The organism is Sorangium sp. So ce726 (assembly GCF_051521405.1).
GTDB lineage: Bacteria > Myxococcota_A > Polyangia > Polyangiales > Polyangiaceae > Sorangium.
Genome location: NZ_CP150349.1, coordinates 6,783,256 through 6,799,441, shown reverse-complemented (window position 1 = coordinate 6,799,441; position 16,186 = coordinate 6,783,256). Strand labels below are relative to the sequence as shown.

The following is a 16,186-nucleotide window of genomic DNA, read 5'->3' as shown; positions in this document are numbered from 1 at the left end:
CCGCCTTGCCCGCGGGCCAGCTCCTCCAGGGCCCGCGGCAGATCCTCGTGAGCGACAAGGCGCGCCCGGCCCGCCGCGCCGCCGGCAGCGCGGCGCCCTAGAAGAGCTCCCCGATGCGCCGCAGGAAGCTGCCGCTCGAGAAGAGCGCGCGCATGCCTCGCTTGAACCAGCTGTACGACGACGCGGTGTAGGGGAACCAGGTCGGGTCCTTCGACCCCAGCGCGATGCGGTCCGCGTTGATGTGCTTGACGTCGCACATCTGCCGGAGCCCGTCCTCGCCCATCACCCGGCCGAAGCCGCTCTGCTTGACGCCGCCGAACGGCGCGTCGGGGAGGGCGCCGTTCATGAGCACGTCGTTCACCAGCACGCTGCCGGCCTGCAGGCGCTCGGCGAGCCGGCGGGCGTGATCGGTGTCCTCCGAGAAGACATAGGCGTTGAGGCCGAGGTGCGACTCGTTCGCGAGGCGGATCGCCTCCTCCTCGGTCGCGACCTGCATGAACGGCACGACCGGCCCGAAGATCTCCTCGGTCATCACCGTCATCGCATGATCGCAGCCGGCGAGGATCGTCGGCTCGAAGAACTGGCCCTGCCCCGGCGCGCGCTTGCCGCCGGCCTTCACGCTCGCCCCCTTGTCGACCGCATCCTTGATGTGCCGCTCGGCGACGTCGATCTGCGGCGGGAAGATGATCGCCCCCACGTCGACGAACTCCTTGCCCGGATCACCCTGGTTCAGCCCCTTCGTGATCTCGACGGTCCGCTCGAGCAGGCGGTCGTGGATCTCGCGGTGCGCATAGACCCGCTCCACCGCGACGCACACCTGCCCGGCGTTCGCGAAGCCGCCGAAGACGATCGCCTGCGCCGTGCGCTCGATGTCCGCGTCCGCGCAGGCGATGAGCGGCGCCTTGCCGCCGAGCTCCATCACGCACGGGATGAGGCGCTCGCCGCAGGCGGCGGCGACCTTCCTTCCGGTGCCGACGCTGCCGGTGAACAGGAGCATCTGGATGCCGCTGTCGATGAGCGCCGCGCCGGTCGGCCCGTAACCGGTGACGACCTGGAAGAGATCCTCGGGCATCCCCGCGCCGTCCCAGATCTCCTTCTGCTTCAGCGCGATGAGCGGCGTCACCTCGCTCGGCTTGAGCACGGCGGCGTTGCCGGCGACGATCGCCGCGAGCACGTCGCGCAGCGCGAGCTGGAACGGGAAGTTCCACGGCGAGATCACGCCGACCACGCCGCGGGGGACGTAATGGACCCAGCTGCGCCGGTGCTTGAAGAGGTGGAGCTTGATCTCGTGCGGCTCGAGCGCCTTCGGGGCGACCTGCGCGAAGTACGTCGCCATGTCGGCCGCGACCAGGACCTCGTGCAGCAGCGCCTCGTGGCGCGGCTTGCCGCACTCGCGCGAGAGCAGATCGACGATCTCGTCCGTCCGATCGACGATGGCGTCGCGGAAGCGAAGGACGCGCTGGCAGCGCTCCTCCACGGGCAGCGCGCCCCACGCCTCCTGCGCGCGCCGCGCCCGGGCGACCGCGGCACGCACCTCCTCGGCGCTGGTGTTCGGGGCCTCTCCAAGGAGCTCCCCGGTCGCGGGCGCGTAGCTGCGGATCGCCGCGCCCCCGTGCCCGTTCATACCAGGACCGCTGCCGTTGCCCCCCATCGGGCGTTCGCTCACCACCTGACCCATGTTCGATCCCTCCGCCTGTCGAGCCCGCGTCGCTGCCGGATGGCCTCCGTGGCTCGCTGCTCGACGCCGGGACCCTACCCTTCCCGAGAAGGTACAGCAAATGAGCATTTGCGCTGTTTCCCGATGAATCCCGACGATTTTCGGCGTGCGCGCGGTCGATCCAGCCCCCGACATCCGCTGTTGCGTTGCGGACAAATGGTGAGCACACCGTGGTTGCGCCAGGGGGGACCGGCGCCGCAGGCCGCGCCGGTGTGCCCGGGTGAGCCTGGTCGGCGTCTCGGGCGGACTCTCGGCATGACGTCGGCGAGTGGAGCCGCTATAGGCGGACCCCGACATGTTGGAACAACGAGAACTCGATCTCATCGCGGCAGTCGAGCATCCGGATCCGCACCACGTGCTCGGCGCGCACGAAGACGAGGACGACCTGGTGGTCCGCGTCTTTCGGCCGGACGCCACCGAGATCGCGGTGGTCCCGAGCGACCCCAGGCTCCGGAGGCAGCCGATGGAGCGCGTCCACCCCGCAGGTATCTTCGAGGCGCGCTTCCCCGGCGTGTCCTACCCCGCGGACGGACGCTTCCGGTACCAGCTCGAGCTGCGCTTCGCGGACGGCAACTCCTCGGTGGAGCTCGACCCGTACTCGATGCCGCCGACGCTCGGGGACATCGATCGCCACCTCCTGGCCGAGGGGCGGCATTGGGAGCTCTACCGCGTCCTCGGCGCGCACGTGCGCGAGGTGGACGGGGTCTCCGGGACATCGTTCGCGGTCTGGGCCCCGAACGCGCGGCGGGTGAGCGTCCTCGGCGACTTCAACTACTGGGACGGCCGCCGCCACGCGATGCGCCGGATGGGCGAGGGCTTCTGGGAGCTCTTCATCCCGGGCCTCGGCGAGGGCGCGGTCTACAAGTACGAGATCAAGACGCCGGAGGGGCACATCACGGTGAAGACCGATCCCGTCGCCCAGGCGATGGAGCTCCGGCCGGCCACCGCCTCGCGCGTCTACACGAGCCGCTATACGTTCCAGGACGGCGACTGGATGCAGGAGCGCGGCAAGCTCGACTCCCGCAAGAAGCCGATCACGATCTACGAGGTCCACGCCGGCTCCTGGCGGCGCGTGCCGGGCGAGGGCCCGCCGTACGAGGGCGGGATGCGCTGGATGACGTACCGCGAGCTCGCCGATCACCTCGTCGAGTACGTGGCCGAGCTCGGCTTCACGCACATCGAGCTCATGCCGGTCATGGAGCACCCCTTCGACGGGTCGTGGGGCTACCAGGTGGCGGGCTACTTCGCCCCGACCAGCCGCTTCGGCGATCCCGACGACCTCCGCTACTTCATCGACCGCTGCCACCAGCGGGGGATCGGCGTGATCCTCGACTGGACCCCCGCGCACTTCCCCAAGGATGCGTGGGCGCTCGGGCGGTTCGACGGCACGGCGCTCTATGAGCACCTCGACCCGCGCCTCGGCGAGCACCGCGAGTGGAACACGTACATCTTCAACTACGGCCGCCACGAGGTGCGGAACTTCCTTGTGGCCAACGCGCTTTACTGGCTCGACCAGTTCCACATCGACGGCCTGCGGGTCGACGCGGTCGCCTCGATGCTCTACCTCGACTACGCCGCGCAGGGCGGCGACTGGGTGCCGAACCGGTACGGCGGCCGCGAGAACATCGAGGCGATCGACTTCATCCGGGAGCTGTCGAACCGGGTGCACGAGCGCTGTCCGGGCGCGATCATCTGCGCGGAGGAGTCCACCGCCTGGCCGTCGGTGACCCACGCGACGTATGTCGGCGGGCTCGGCTTCGACTTCAAGTGGAACATGGGGTGGATGCACGACACGCTCGACTTCTTCAAGCACGAGCCCATCCACCGCGCGTTCCACTACCACCAGCTCACGTTCGGGCTCATCTATGCCTTCTCCGAGAAGTTCCTCCTGCCGCTGAGCCACGACGAGGTCGTGCACCTCAAGCGGGCGCTGCTCTCGAAGATGCCCGGCGACTACTGGCAGATGCTGGCGAACCTGCGCGCGCTCTACGGCTATATGTGGGCGCACCCGGGCAAGAAGCTGCTCTTCATGGGCGGCGAGATCGGTCAGTTCGCCGAGTGGAGCGAGAAGACGGAGCTCGACTGGGGCCTGCTCTCGGTGCCCGAGCACGCGGGGCTCAAGCGGCTCGTGACGGAGCTCAACGCGCTCTACAAGAAGTATCCGGCGATGTACGAGCTCGACGACGAGCACCACGGCTTCCGGTGGATCGACTGCACTGACCACATGCAGACCGTGATCTCGTTCATCCGCTACGGGGACGGCGCGGGAGATCAGATGTCGCCCTCGGGCACGCACGTCGTGTTCATCGGCAATTTCACGCCGGTCCCGCGCCATCCGTACCGGATCGGCGTCCCGCGGCGCGGCGCCTACCTGGAGGTGCTCAACACCGATGCGGTCCAGTACGGCGGCAGCGGCGTGGGCAACCTGGGTCGCGTCGAGGTCGAGGACGTCCCCAGCCACGGGTTCCCCCAATCCATCGTGCTGTCGCTCCCGCCGCTCGGGGTGCTCTGGCTCGTCCCCGAGCGGGACGCGCCGGGCTGAGACCTCATCCGGCGCCCTGGTATCTAGGCACCCAGGGCGCCGTTGCTCGTCGGGGCGAGCGCGCTCCGCGCGGGGCGCGCGCTGGTTTACTGGGCCTGGGCTTCGTCGGCCGGCGCTGCCTCGCCTCGCCGCGCGCGCCTCGGCAGCCACATGTCCACGGTCGAGACGACCGCCATGGCGCCGAGCGACAGCAGCATCGCCACGCCGGAGATGGGCATCAGCGCCGCGGCGCCGGGCGCGCTCCGGATGAGCCATGGCGCCGCGATGTGCAGCCCGCTCGTGACGACGGCGGCCGCGACGCCCGCGGTGTGGAGCCACGACGGCAGGCGCGCGAGCAGCCAGAGGTGCGCGAGGATCAGCACGTAGACCGGCACGGAGAAGAGGTGGAAATGGGTCACCTCGAGCAGCTTCCGCTCGGAGATCTGCTCGACAAGGACGCGTGGCGCCTCCGGCGTTCCGGGGAGCTCGAGCTCCGGGCCCAGATCGAGCGCGGGCCCCTCGGCCGCGGAGGGCGCCTGGGTCGGGGCAGGTGGCGGCGCAGAGACGGCCGCGCCCGCGTAGTACGCGGCGGCCCCCGCGTCCTGCACCATCGCCCCGTAGAGTCGCCACGACACGAGCAGCCCGATGATCGACGCGAGCGCGAACGCCGAGTAGAGGAGCTTCGCGCCGAGCGAGAGCGACCTCAGCCGACCGGCTGAAGCTGTGAAATCCCTCACAGAGCGCCGCGCTTCAGCGCGAGCTGGAGGACGAGCGTGTCGCGCTTGACGCCGAGCGCCACGGAGCGGGACGAGATGGATGCGCCCGACACGATGTCGATGTCCTTGCCCGCGGTGATCGGGTCGCCCGCGGTCTTGCCGCGGAACTGGGCGCGGAAGCGATCGCCGCGGACCTCGTCGCCGTACGCCTCGCGGTACTCGAGGATCTCGATGCGCCCCACCGCGCCGGCCGTCGAGAACTGCACGGCGAAGTCGATCGGCTCGTGCATCCCCTTCTCTTCGTCCTTGATCGCGTAGCCGTCGATCTTGCCCTCGGACTCCGCGACGTACACCACCCACTCGCGCTTGACCGGCGCCCCCAGCTTCTTGCCGAGCTCCTGCGCCTCTGCGTCGTCGAGGACGACCTTGCGATAACCGACCTTCTTCGAGCTCGCGAAGAAGCTCTTCAGGACAGCAGGGACCGTCCAGTACGTCGCGCCGTGGGCGGGCAGCGCCGCCAGGATGAACGTGAGCGCCGCTGCTGCAGCGAAGTGGGCGGTACGGAGGTCACGAGAAGGACGCATCAAGGCTCCGACGAAGCTGTCATTCGTGAAAGTCAAAGTCAACGGCGTTTGGGCCGCGGATTTGCGGCGCGCAGGCTTCAATCGCGCACCTGGACGTCCAGGTAGCGCTCGGCGTTCAGCGCCCACGCTTCCGGGCTGCGGCCGGCCTCGACGTGCGCCACCGCGTCGGCCGCTATCGCGGCGCAGTGATCGAGGTTGCAGTGCAGGAAGAGCGCCTGCCGCCCGAAGGGGACCACGCCGAGCGCGGCGGCGCGGCGCATCGCGGCGCGCCAGTCCCGCAGCCAGCCGCGCCGGTAGAGCGGGTACACGCGGGGCACGAAGCGCTGCCGGGCCTCGATCGGCGCCACCCCGCGCGGGGCGATGCCCGCGCGCACGAGCTGGTCGAGCAGCGCCTCGAGCGGCGGGCCCGAGGCGAAGTCGCGCCCGCTCCCCCAGGCCCCCTCGGGGATCTCGACGCACAGCACCGTCTCGCCCGGGCGGCGGAGATCGGGCGCGTAGTTCTGCAGCTCGGAGACGCGGCCGAACCAGAAGCGCGGGTCGGGGCAGTAGTACGTCTCCGGGGCGCCGAGCCGCGCGCGCGGGTACGCCAGGTAGACCAGGTAGAGCCCGCGGTGCTCGAGGGGCGCGTCGGGCACGAGATCCGCGAGATCACCAGCGAACAGGATCGGCGCCACGCCGGCGCGCGCGCCCGCCCCGGCCAGATCGAAGGCGGTCCCGCACTCGGCCTTGACGCCGGCCTCCGCGAGGCGCGCCTCGAGGTACGTGATGAGCGACGAGATGCCCGCCGGCGGGTAGATGAACCGCGCGAGATCCGCCGCCGCGCCGCCGCGATCGCGGGCGAGCCCCTTGAACAGCGCGAGCGGGGTCGTCGTGCTGATCCGCTTCTTCGCGACGCTCTGGGAGAGCTCGGACGGCGGGATGCCCCAGACCTTCTCGGCGTAGGGCCGGTAGAACGACGCGTAGGCCGCCGCGCCGACGCGGTCGCGCACGAACCGCTCGAAGCCGACGTCCTCGCCGGCGAGGGCGCGGTCGTGCTCCCAGCGGGCGAAGGCCGCGCGGCGGCCGCGCTGCGCCACGAACCCGAGGCCCATGGCGGCGCCGGCGCGCAGGCCGAGCGCGCGGAGCATCGAGGGCGCGCTCGGCGGGTAGGGGACGTGGCGCCCGCCGAGCACGAGCACCCCGCGGCGCGGGCGCGAGAGGAACGGGGAGCGCGCGTGCACCTCGCGGAAGAGCGGCTGATCGAGGGCGGCCGGGTGGAGCCGGTGCGAGCCGAGATCGCACGGCAGGCCGCGGAACGTCTCGGCGCCCGCGAGCCCGCCGGCCCGCGCTGCGCGCTCCAGGAGGCGCACGCGCCGGCCGGCTCGCGCGAGCAGCAGCGCGGCGTAGAGGCCGGAGATGCCGGCGCCGACCACGAGGCGCTCGGGCCCGGCGTCGTCTGGGCGGAGTGACATGGTGTGCCCGCGTTCGGCGCGCTCAGTACATGAACCCGAGGCCGAAATTGAGCTGCGTCTGGTCGAACCCGAGGGTGCGGTCGCGCAGCTGGTAGTCGGCCTTCACCACGACCCCCTGGGTCGGCCGGTACGAGGCGCCGAGCGTGAGCTCGCGGACGCCGTACGAGGCGTTGGCCTTGTAGCCCTCGGGCACCGCGGACTGCGTGTCGTACGCCTCGACGCGCGCGAACGGCAGGAGCTCGTGGCCCACGCCGAGCGGGCGGAGCACGTCGAACGCAGCCTCGACATAGCCGCCGCGGATCCGGGAGGCCACGGGGCTCGTGGGATCGATGAAGTTCGGCGCGCCGCTCTCGTTGAACGAGACCATCAGGGCGCGCGCCTCGGGGAGGTGCCACTCGGCGAACAGGATCCTCGTCTCCAGGCCGCTCCTGCGCCAGCGCGCGTCGAGCGACCAGCCGAGGACCGGGACCGAGAGATCCACCGGGGTGCCATCGCGAAGGAAGAATTTGCCCTCGCCGTTCGGACCAGCGTCGCTCGCGTACACCGACGCGCCTGCGACGACCCCGAGCAGCGGCTCGGCCTCGACGCGGGCGACGGCCGCCCATGCGTTGGCGCGGGCGAGCCCGCCGTTCTGCCGCCCGCCGGCGAGGCCGCCCGCGCGGAAGCCGAGCGGATCGAGGCCGGTCATGGCGTAGGCCTCGAAGCGCAGCCAGTCGAGCGGCTGCCCGAACGCGCCGATCCCGATCTCGCGCCACGTCGAGGGGATGACGATTGTGTCGACCTTGGGCCTGACCACGCCGTGGAACACCGGCGGCTCGTGCCACTGGTTGATGATCCCCATCGGGACGAGCACGAGGCCCGCGCGCAGCCCGAGGGCGCGGCCTACAGCGTTCCACTCGAGGTATGCCTGCTCGAGCTCCGCGGCGCCCGGGCAGCTCGCGCAGGAGATCGAGTGCTCCACCTCGAGCTCGACGTAGGACCGGATGTCGGCCGTGAACTCGTGCGCCACGAAGAGCACGAGCCGGGGGATGTCGGCGACCCACGCGCGCTCGCCCTCGCGGCCGGTCGTCGTGCCGCGGACCTGCACCTCGCCGTAGCCGCCGACGGAGGTGCTGCTGGCGCTCGCCCCGGCGCTGCGGAACCGCTGCTCGGTCAGGCCGCGGATGAGCTCATGCTCGGGCGCCTCTCCGGCGCCGAGACCGACGGCGGGCTTCCGGGGCTCCGGCGGCGGCGCGGCGTGCTCGGGGGGCAGGTCGAGGACCGGGCCGTCCGGCGTGGGTTGGGCGGTGGGTGCCGGCTGCGCGGTGGGCGCCGGCTGGGCGGTGGGTGTCGGCTGCGCGGTAAGCGCGGGCGGCGTGGTGGGCGCCGGCTGTGCGGCGGGCGCCGGCTGCGTGGCAGGCGCGGGCTGCGCGGCGGCGGTGAAGGGCAGCAGCGCGCCGAGGACGACGCCCGCGGAGCGAGGCCACAAGGACGAGATCGCTTTCATGACGAGGACCGGGAGCCCGGGGGGGCGGGAGTCTGCGCGCCCTTGAAAACGGAGGTCAACCTCGTTTTCAGCGAGGGGGCGCGCCGTGGGGCGCGCGTGAGAGCGCGCCGCCTGCCGGAGGTCCGGCGGGCAGCGCCTCGAGCAGGGCGAGGTCGCTCCACAGCGCGTCGACGTAACGCGAGCGCGGGCGCGCGAAGCGGATCGCGATCGTGTAACCGCGGCCTGCGAGCGCGTCGCGCGCCTGCTGCGACAGCGCCTCACTGGTGATGAGCGCGCCGCCCGGCCCGGCCTGCTCGACGCCGCGGACGAGCGCGGCGTCATCGCCGGCGCGCACCGGCAGCCGGCCTGGCGCGCCCTCCTGGATCATCCGGTCGAGGTCGCGCGTGAGCACCGGGCGCTGCTCTTCGCCAGCGTCGCGGAGGAAGCGCACGATCGCGGCCGCCGGCGAGGGCGCCTCGTGCTGGCGAGCGAGCGAGATCGCGTCGGCGAGCCATTGCGCCGCGAGGGCCGCGACGAGGGCGAAGGGCGCGGCGCCGCCGAGCGCGCGTCGGCACGGAGCGCCCTCCGCCGCGGGGCGCGCTGCCGAGAGGGCCGCTGCGCCGGCGGCCATGGCGACGAGGAGGAGCGGGACGAGCGGGAGCCAGTGCCGCGGCTTGTAGGCGATGTTTTGCCCGAGGAGCGCCCAGAGGAAGTAGGCGAACGCGGAGGCCCAGAGCTCGGGTTGCTCGCGCAGCGCGCGCGCGGCCCGCTGGAGCGACGCGACGCGGAGCGCGCCCGCAGCGAGGAGCGCGACCAGCAGCGGCGCGCCGAGCCAGCGCGCCGCCGGCGCGTCAGGCCACGCTCCGCCGAGCCCGTTGGCCCAGATCCCCCAGATCACGCCGCGGAGGCGATCGAGCGGCGACGAGACGGTGATCGCCGTCCCTCCCCAGCGGGTGAAGTGCCCGAGCCCCTGGACCCACGTCGTCGCGACGAGGTCGCGCGGCGTCGCGATCAGCACGAGCGGCACGAGCCACGCGAGCGCGCCAGCCGCGAGGTCGCGGCCGCGCGCGAGCCACGCGAGGCGGCCGCCCTCGCCGCGGGCGATGACGGCGATGCAGGCGAGCGCGAACGGGAAGTAAGAGAGCCGAACGCCGAGCCCGACGCCGAGCAACACGAGCGCCCAGGTGCGCGTGCGCGCCGCCGCGGCGGCGGCATCCAGCGGCGCGGCGGGAGCGGCGATCTGCGCGCCGCGGAGGCGCCTCGCGCGGGCGCACAGCCAGAGCGCCGCGGTCACCGCCGCGGTGCCGGCCATGTCGCTGAGGAGCTTCTCGGACGACAGCCAGAGGAACGGCGAGGCGAGCGCGAGGACCCCGGCGAACACCGCTGCGCGCCGCCCGGCGACGTCGCGCGCGAGCAGGGCGGTGAAGGCGACGGTGGCCGCGCCCGACGCGGCGCTGACGAGGGCGAGCGCCGCGCGTGGCGTCGCGCCGAGCAGCGTGAGCCCCTTCGCCGCCGCGATGAACACGGGGTAGTACGGCGCGTGCGGGCGGAGCGCGGCCACGTCGAACCGCTCCACGCCGAGCGCGAACCGCAGCGCGTCGATGTCCTCGTCGTGATCGATGCGGAAGAGCAGGCGCGAGGTGAGCGCGGCGGCGGTGAGCGCGGCGAGCGCGAGGAGATCGCGCCGCTCCTCCCTCACGAGCCCGAGCCGGATCCCGAGCCAGGCGCGTGCGTCGGCGCGCCGCAGTCCGGCTGATCCACGCTGGCCGCCCCGGCGCTGGTGGTGGCGCCCGAGCCGGACCCCGAGCCGGGGAGCGGCGCGGCCGGCGTGTCGCACTGGTCGAACAGCTCCTCGCCCGCGTAGTCGAGGCACGCGGTCGCGAGCGACGCGACGACGAACGTGGCGCCCGCCACGACGAACGCAGTGCGAAGCGATGCCCAGGAGCCCAAGCCAGCCACGCAAGCACCGTGCCGCTGACCCAAATGACTGTCAAGCACGTGTGTCTCCCGAGTTGCGCCTGCGCGGCGGGGCGGAGCGTCGCTCGTTTTTTGCTCCTTCCGCCGCTGCGCGCGTAGGGTCGCGCGCATGGAGTGGCTCGAGTCGATGCACCGCATCCGCGCGCTCAAGCTGGAGCTCGCGCGGATGGATCCACGGCGGGGAATGCCGATCGCGCCGCCGGCCGGGGCCTCCGAGGAGGCGATCGCCGGCGTCGAGCGGCGCCTCGGGATGGCGCTGCCGCCGAGCTACCGGGAGCTGCTCTCGCGGCACGACGGCTGGCCGCAGCTGTTCGCCGGCGCCAGCCTGCTCGGGGTTCGCGCGCTCGCGCGCGGCTCGTACATGGACGTCGGGCGGATGGTGCTCGAGCACTGCGACGGCGAGGAGGTGCGCGGCGCGGGCGAGCGCGACGGCGCGCCGGCGACCGTGCGCGGACGCTATGGCGCGCGGAGCGCGCTCGTCCCGTTCGGCATCGACGCGGCGGCCGAGACGGTCTTCGCGTGGGATCCCGAGGTGAGGACGCCTGACGGAGAGCTCGAGATCATCCTCTGGACGAACGACGTCGGGCTGCGCCTGTCGGGCTTCCCGGAGCTCCTCGACATGGTGAAGGACATGCTCGCCGCGGAGCTGGACGATCGCCGGAGGCGCGCCGTCGCACAGGTCGCACAGATCGAGCCCGCGGCGCTCGCGCGCGGCGCGGTCGCGTCGAGGAGCCGCGTGCGCGCTGTGGCGGTGCCGCTCACACCTGCACCTCGCCCGCTCATGCGGAGCGCGCTCACGGGCTGAGCGAGCCTCGCCTCCCGAGCCCGGCCGCTGCGATGCCCGCATCAGGCTACGTCCGGGGGGATAGGGAGGGCGCGCGCGCGCTCGTTGCGGGCCGCACTCTTTGCGCGCATCGCCCGCGGACTCCGATGAAGACGAGCCGGTTGTTTCCGCGCGCAGCGTGGGACGTGGTGTACTAGGTGGACCATGACGGAAGCCCACCAGCAGCAGCGCTACCGGGTCATCGAGCGGCTAGCTTCGGGCGGCATGGCCGAGGTCTTCCTGGCGGAGAGCGCCGGGATCGAGGGGTTCAAGAAGCAGGTCGCGATCAAGCGCGTGCTCCCGCACCTCAGCGAGAAGAAGCGCTTCATCGCGATGTTCCTCGACGAAGCGCGGCTGTCTGCGCACCTCTCCCACTCCAACGTCGCGCAGGTGTTCGACATCGGCGTCGGCGACAACGCGTACTTCATCGTGATGGAGTACGTGGACGGCGCCGACCTGAAGGCGGTCCTCGAATCGATGCGCAAGGCCGGGCGCACGCTCCCGGTCGAGTCTGCCGTGTTCATCACGGCGAAGCTCTGCGAGGGGCTCACGTACGCCCACGAGCTCAAGGCGGCCGACGGGCACCAGCTCCAGATCGTCCACCGGGACATGTCGCCTCCGAACGTGCTCATCACGAAGTACGGCGAGGTGAAGATCGTCGACTTCGGCCTCGCCAAGGCGACGAGCCAGCTCGAGAAGAGCGAGGCCGGGATCATCAAGGGCAAGTTCAGCTACCTCTCGCCCGAGGCCGCGCAGGGCCAGGAGGTCGATCACCGCACCGACATCTTCGCGCTCGGCGCGATCCTCTGGGAGATGCTCTCCGGGAAGCGGCTCTTCCTCGGCGACACCGACTACCAGACGGTCAAGCTCGTGCAGCAGGCGCAGATCCCGCCGCTCTCCGAGAGCAACAAGGCGGTTCCCCCCGAGCTCGATCGCATCATCGCCCGCTCGCTGGCCCGCGATCCCGGCGAACGTTATAGCTCGGCGCGCGAGCTCGGCCGGGATCTCACGACCTTCCTGTACAGGTTCGGCAGGCCCGTCAGCGCCTATGACATCGCCGAGCACGTCCGCAGCGCCATGGCGCTCCGCAAGCGGGCTCCCACGTCGGACAAGGCGTCGTTCATCGACCGGCTCATCGAGGAGACGCTGCTCGAGTTCACGTCGCTCCCGGACGACAAGGCGGCGCCGAGCACCACGCGCCTGAACGAGCCGCTCAAGATCTCGGCCTTCGAGGACATCGGCAAGTGGGCCGACGAGATCAAGCTCTCGGCGCCGGGGGACAAGCTCTCGGCGCCGGGGGAGGACGTCATGCGGCGGTCCCTCGCCACCGTGTCGGTCGAGGAGGGCAACCTCGCCGCGCTCGAGGAGACGGGGTTCGGCCTTCCGCTTGCCCCTTCCTCCAGGGCCCCCTCGTCCAGGCCCGCGGGGGCGCTGCTCGCACCGCCCCCGCCGGCGCATCCGCCGCTTGAGAGGCGAGCCGTGCCGACCCTGGCCTCCCCGCAGCCCGTACCCGAGGTGCAGCGCCCTGCGCCGCCCACGCCGGCGCCTATTGCGCCGCTCGTCCCGGCCGCGCCGCGCGACCTGGAGCTGGATCTGGCTGCTCCCGCCAGGACCGGGGGCGGCGCGGTGAAGGCCGTGCTGCTCGTCGCCGCGCTGGCCGCCCTCGCCGCAGGCGCGTGGTTCGGCGGCCTGATCCCGCACTGACCCGGCGAAGGGAGCGTGCTCCCTGCGGCGCCCACGGCCGAGCCATGGGCGCGCTGCGTGCCGCGCGGCGGGCGAGGTGCCCAGCGCACGAGCGCTCAGCGCATGTCAGCGCGGGTCAACACGCGACGACACGCCGCCCCTGCGAGGCGCGCCGCACCGTGATCGGCGTCGTGGCGCGCTCTCTCGCCGGATGCGTTACTCGGTCCCCTCCGCCTCGTCGTCCTCTTCGTCGTCCTGCTCCTCGAGCTCCCTCTCGAGCTTCTCGATCTCCTCTTCCTCGGTGTCGTCCTGGGCAGGAGCGGCGCGCCCTTCCTGGATCGCCTTCTGACGCGCCTTCTCGGCGGCGGCGCGGGCCTGGGCCACCTTCTGCAGGATCGCCGGCTTGGGCGCCATCATCAGCGTCATCGTGCGCTGCTCCATCATGGGGCGCACCTCGACGTTCGCGATCTCCTCGCAGTGCTGGACGATCCAGTCGAGCTGCTCCTGCGCCTTCTCCGGGTGGGTGATCTCGCGGCCGCGGAAGCGCACCGTGAACTTCACCTTGTGGCCTGCGCCGAGGAACCGATGCGCAGCTCTGGTCTTGAACTCGAGATCGTGGTCGTCCGTCTTGGGACGGAGCTTGATCTCCTTGATCTCCACCACACTCTGCTTGCGCTTCGCCTCGCGGGCCTTCTTCTTCTCGTCGTACTTGTACTTGCCGAAGTCGAGGATCTTGCAGACCGGGGGATCCGCCTTCGGGTTGACCTCGACGAGGTCGAGCCCCTTCTCCTGTGCTCGGCGCAGCGCCTCGTGGGTCTGCATGATGCCGAGCATCTCGCCATCATCACCGATGACGCGGATCTCCGGGACGCGGATGCGCTGGTTGATGCGGATCTGCGGCCCCCGCTGGGCCTGCCGAGGGTCGAAGCGTCTCATCGCCATGTGATATTTCGCTGCCTCCTTGTGTTCTGTGCTCTTGAAAGCGACGGGCCGCCGCTTCGCGACCGAGCCCGGTCGTGGCGTCCATCACCACGACAATGTCGCCTGACTCTGCGCCGCAGGCAACGGCAGCAAGCAGGACGAGCGCCGTGGCGCATGGGCGCTCCGGGCCATGGCGCGCCGGGCTCGACGGGGGTGGGGAAGGGCCTGCCGGGCGAGAGAGGCCGGCCGGAGCGGCAGGTCACGAACCCGATGCGCTCACGGCGAGCCGGGGGAGCTTCGACTCCGCGGCTCGCCGGTCGGCGAGCTCCTCGAGCGGCATCGCTCCGAGGGCCTTGTCGAGATCGCGCGACCGCGGGGCGGCCACGACGTTCGCCGAAAGGCCATCCGGAGCGCTCGTCCGGACCGGCCCGAGCCGGGCCGAGTCGTCGCAGTAGAAGGGTGTGTGAAGATCGATGAGGCGCCCGTTGACGTGAGCGCCGAGGATGGGGCGGTTCTTGGCGATGTCGTCGGCGAGAGCCTTGCGCACCGTGGTGCGGGCCGCCGAAGCGGCCAGGGCTGTCTGATCGATGGCCATGAAACCTCGCAGGCTAGGTCACCTGCTGATTTGTAGGCGCGGCCGGTTTCGAACCGGCGACCCCTACCGTGTCAAGGTAGTGCTCTACCACTGAGCTACGCGCCTATGTCCCGCCCGCTCGGCCCGAGGCCGACGAAACGGAGAGCGCCTCCTATCAAGGGGGGCGAGGTCCGTCAAGCGATATGTTTCGTGGGGTCGCTTTTGTCGTGGCGGCCTGGTGACGGATTCCCGGTGAAGGCTCGGGCGGCGGCCGTCCTCGCTCCCCCGCCTTGTCGAGCAGCCGGCTCGCCGAACCGTCGATGCCGTCGATGGGTCGACGAGGCCGGCGCAGCCACAGGCCTGGCGCGGCAGGCTTCTACGGCGTGCTTACGGCGTGCTCGACGCGCCGGGCGAGCGACCGCTCGGCAGCGGCGCGCGGCGGAAGCTCATTGCGCGGTGGGAGCGTGAATTCTCGGAGTTACGTCCGGACACCGACAATCGCGATCGCCGCGCTACTTCAGGCCGGTCGCTGCGCGGAGGCCGATCGCGCTCGCGCTTGACCTCGCGTGCGGCTCGGGCGACGAACGATGGGATGGCAGGACCTGACGGTCTAGGCTCGCCGCCGGATCCGGCGGCGGTGATCGCACATGTCGAGGTGGCCGCGGGGAGCGCGCTGTTCGCCGCGCACGCGGCGGTGCCCGGCAATCTGCCGATCGAGCGCGCCGCGTGCGCCACCGAGGCGATCCGCGGCGCCGCTGCGCGCACGCGCGCCGGGCAGCGCGCGAGCGTGGTGCTGGGCGCCCACGAGCTCGTCGGGGCGCTCGCCGCGCTCGGCGAGGCGGCGGCGGTGCGGACGCCGGTCACCGTGCACGTCATCGAGCGGCGCGGCGGGCTCGCCGTCGGGCGCGACGAGCTCGCGCCTGCGCTCGACGTCGGCGCGGGGGTGCTCGTGACCTGGAGCAGCCAGGAGGCGGCCGACATGACGCTCGTGGCGCGGCGCGCCGCCGAGGACAGCGAGACGCCGTTCCTGCACCTCGTCGACGCGCTGCCGTCGGACGTGTCGGCTCTCGGCGGGGCGCGCGAGCTCGCGGCGCGCTTCCTCGGCTCCGAGCGGAGCGCGCCGACCTTCACCGACGCAGCGCCGGGCGAGAGCGATGGCGACGGGGGGCCTCGCCCGCAGGGGCGTGGCGTCGTCCGGAAGCGGGCCGAGCGGGGCTTCTGCGCGCGCGTTCCGTTCGCGCTCGCCAGCGCAATGCGGGAGCTCTGCGAGCTGACCGGCAGGCCGCTCGGCGCGATCGAGCGCGTCGACACCGCGGACGCGGAGGAGATCATGGTCGTCGTGGGCTGCGCGTTCCCGGCGGCCCGCGAGGTCGTGCGCAGCCTGCGCGCGCAGGGCCGGCGCGTCGGCCTCGTGGGCGTGCGCGCGCTCCGCCCGTTCTTCGGCGCCGACGTGGTGAAGACGCTCGCGCGGGCCAAGGCCATCGTGGTCCTGGAGCCGCTCGACGTGCCGCTCGCGCCGTACGGGCCCGTCGCCGCCGGGGTGAAGGCAGCGTTCGCGGACGCGCTCACCTGGGCGCCGGGCTTCCCCAGCGTCGGGCGCATCCCGCCGATCCTCTCCGCGACGTTCGCGACGATCGACGGCACCATCACCGAACGCGACGTGCGCCTCTCGCTCGCGGAGATCGCGAGCGGGGAGCGCGCTCGCCGGCACATCGTGTTCGGCAGCGACGGCTGACGCCGCGCGGCAGCGGAAG

General features: G+C 72.2%; 13 protein-coding genes and 1 tRNA gene. 4 read left to right on the top strand and 10 right to left on the bottom strand.

Annotation, left to right across the window (positions count from 1 at the left end):
- Nucleotides 1–97 precede the first annotated feature (97 nt).
- Nucleotides 98–1,678 (bottom strand): aldehyde dehydrogenase family protein, encoded by a 1,581-nt coding sequence (locus WME79_RS25315; protein WP_437519822.1) that lies wholly within the window; start codon nt 1,676–1,678, stop codon nt 98–100.
- 334 nt (nt 1,679–2,012) lie between these two features.
- Between WME79_RS25315 and glgB the strand changes: the two genes are divergently transcribed.
- On the top strand, nt 2,013–4,259 hold the full coding sequence (gene glgB, locus WME79_RS25310) for a 1,4-alpha-glucan branching protein GlgB (protein WP_437519820.1): 2,247 nt from the start codon (nt 2,013–2,015) through the stop codon (nt 4,257–4,259).
- Between the two features lie 86 nt (nt 4,260–4,345).
- Here glgB and WME79_RS25305 read toward each other — a convergent pair whose 3' ends face one another.
- From WME79_RS25305 to WME79_RS25280, 6 genes are all read right to left on the bottom strand, one after another.
- Nucleotides 4,346–4,975, bottom strand: a complete 630-nt coding sequence (locus WME79_RS25305; protein WP_437519818.1) for a hypothetical protein — start codon at nt 4,973–4,975, stop codon at nt 4,346–4,348.
- On the bottom strand, nt 4,972–5,538 hold the full coding sequence (locus tag WME79_RS25300) for an FMN-binding protein (protein WP_437519816.1): 567 nt from the start codon (nt 5,536–5,538) through the stop codon (nt 4,972–4,974). Before WME79_RS25300 ends, WME79_RS25305 begins: the two co-directional genes overlap by 4 nt.
- A gap of 77 nt (nt 5,539–5,615) precedes the next feature.
- A complete protein-coding gene (locus WME79_RS25295) occupies nt 5,616–6,989 on the bottom strand; it encodes a protoporphyrinogen/coproporphyrinogen oxidase (protein ID WP_437519814.1) in 1,374 nt (457 codons plus the stop codon).
- Nucleotides 6,990–7,011: 22 nt separating this feature from the next.
- Complete coding sequence (locus WME79_RS25290; protein WP_437519812.1) at nt 7,012–8,457, bottom strand: PT domain-containing protein; 1,446 nt, start codon at nt 8,455–8,457, stop codon at nt 7,012–7,014.
- An 85-nt stretch (nt 8,458–8,542) separates the two neighbouring features.
- Nucleotides 8,543–10,153, bottom strand: coding sequence for a hypothetical protein (locus WME79_RS25285; RefSeq protein WP_437519810.1), 1,611 nt, complete (start codon nt 10,151–10,153; stop codon nt 8,543–8,545).
- Nucleotides 10,150–10,413, bottom strand: a complete 264-nt coding sequence (locus WME79_RS25280; RefSeq protein WP_162144007.1) for a hypothetical protein — start codon at nt 10,411–10,413, stop codon at nt 10,150–10,152. Before WME79_RS25280 ends, WME79_RS25285 begins: the two co-directional genes overlap by 4 nt.
- A gap of 127 nt (nt 10,414–10,540) precedes the next feature.
- On the opposite strand from WME79_RS25280, the gene WME79_RS25275 reads away from it, so the two are divergent.
- Both WME79_RS25275 and WME79_RS25270 read left to right on the top strand, forming a co-directional pair.
- Nucleotides 10,541–11,236 (top strand): SMI1/KNR4 family protein, encoded by a 696-nt coding sequence (locus WME79_RS25275; protein ID WP_437519808.1) that lies wholly within the window; start codon nt 10,541–10,543, stop codon nt 11,234–11,236.
- A 183-nt stretch (nt 11,237–11,419) separates the two neighbouring features.
- Entirely contained in the window at nt 11,420–12,958 is a 1,539-nt protein-coding gene (locus WME79_RS25270) for a serine/threonine protein kinase (protein ID WP_437519806.1), read from the top strand.
- Between the two features lie 195 nt (nt 12,959–13,153).
- Here the strand turns inward: WME79_RS25270 and infC are convergent, their stop codons facing one another.
- The 3 genes from infC to WME79_RS25255 all read right to left on the bottom strand — a co-directional run bounded on the left by infC (nt 13,154) and on the right by WME79_RS25255 (nt 14,558).
- A complete protein-coding gene (infC, locus tag WME79_RS25265) occupies nt 13,154–13,879 on the bottom strand; it encodes a translation initiation factor IF-3 (protein ID WP_437519804.1) in 726 nt (241 codons plus the stop codon).
- Between the two features lie 238 nt (nt 13,880–14,117).
- Entirely contained in the window at nt 14,118–14,453 is a 336-nt protein-coding gene (locus tag WME79_RS25260) for a hypothetical protein (protein ID WP_437519802.1), read from the bottom strand.
- A gap of 33 nt (nt 14,454–14,486) precedes the next feature.
- Nucleotides 14,487–14,558, bottom strand: a tRNA-Val gene (locus WME79_RS25255).
- Nucleotides 14,559–15,024: 466 nt separating this feature from the next.
- On the opposite strand from WME79_RS25255, the gene WME79_RS25250 reads away from it, so the two are divergent.
- Nucleotides 15,025–16,167: a transketolase gene (locus tag WME79_RS25250; RefSeq protein ID WP_437519800.1), complete on the top strand. Its 1,143-nt coding sequence runs from the start codon at nt 15,025–15,027 to the stop codon at nt 16,165–16,167.
- Nucleotides 16,168–16,186: the final 19 nt, after the last annotated feature.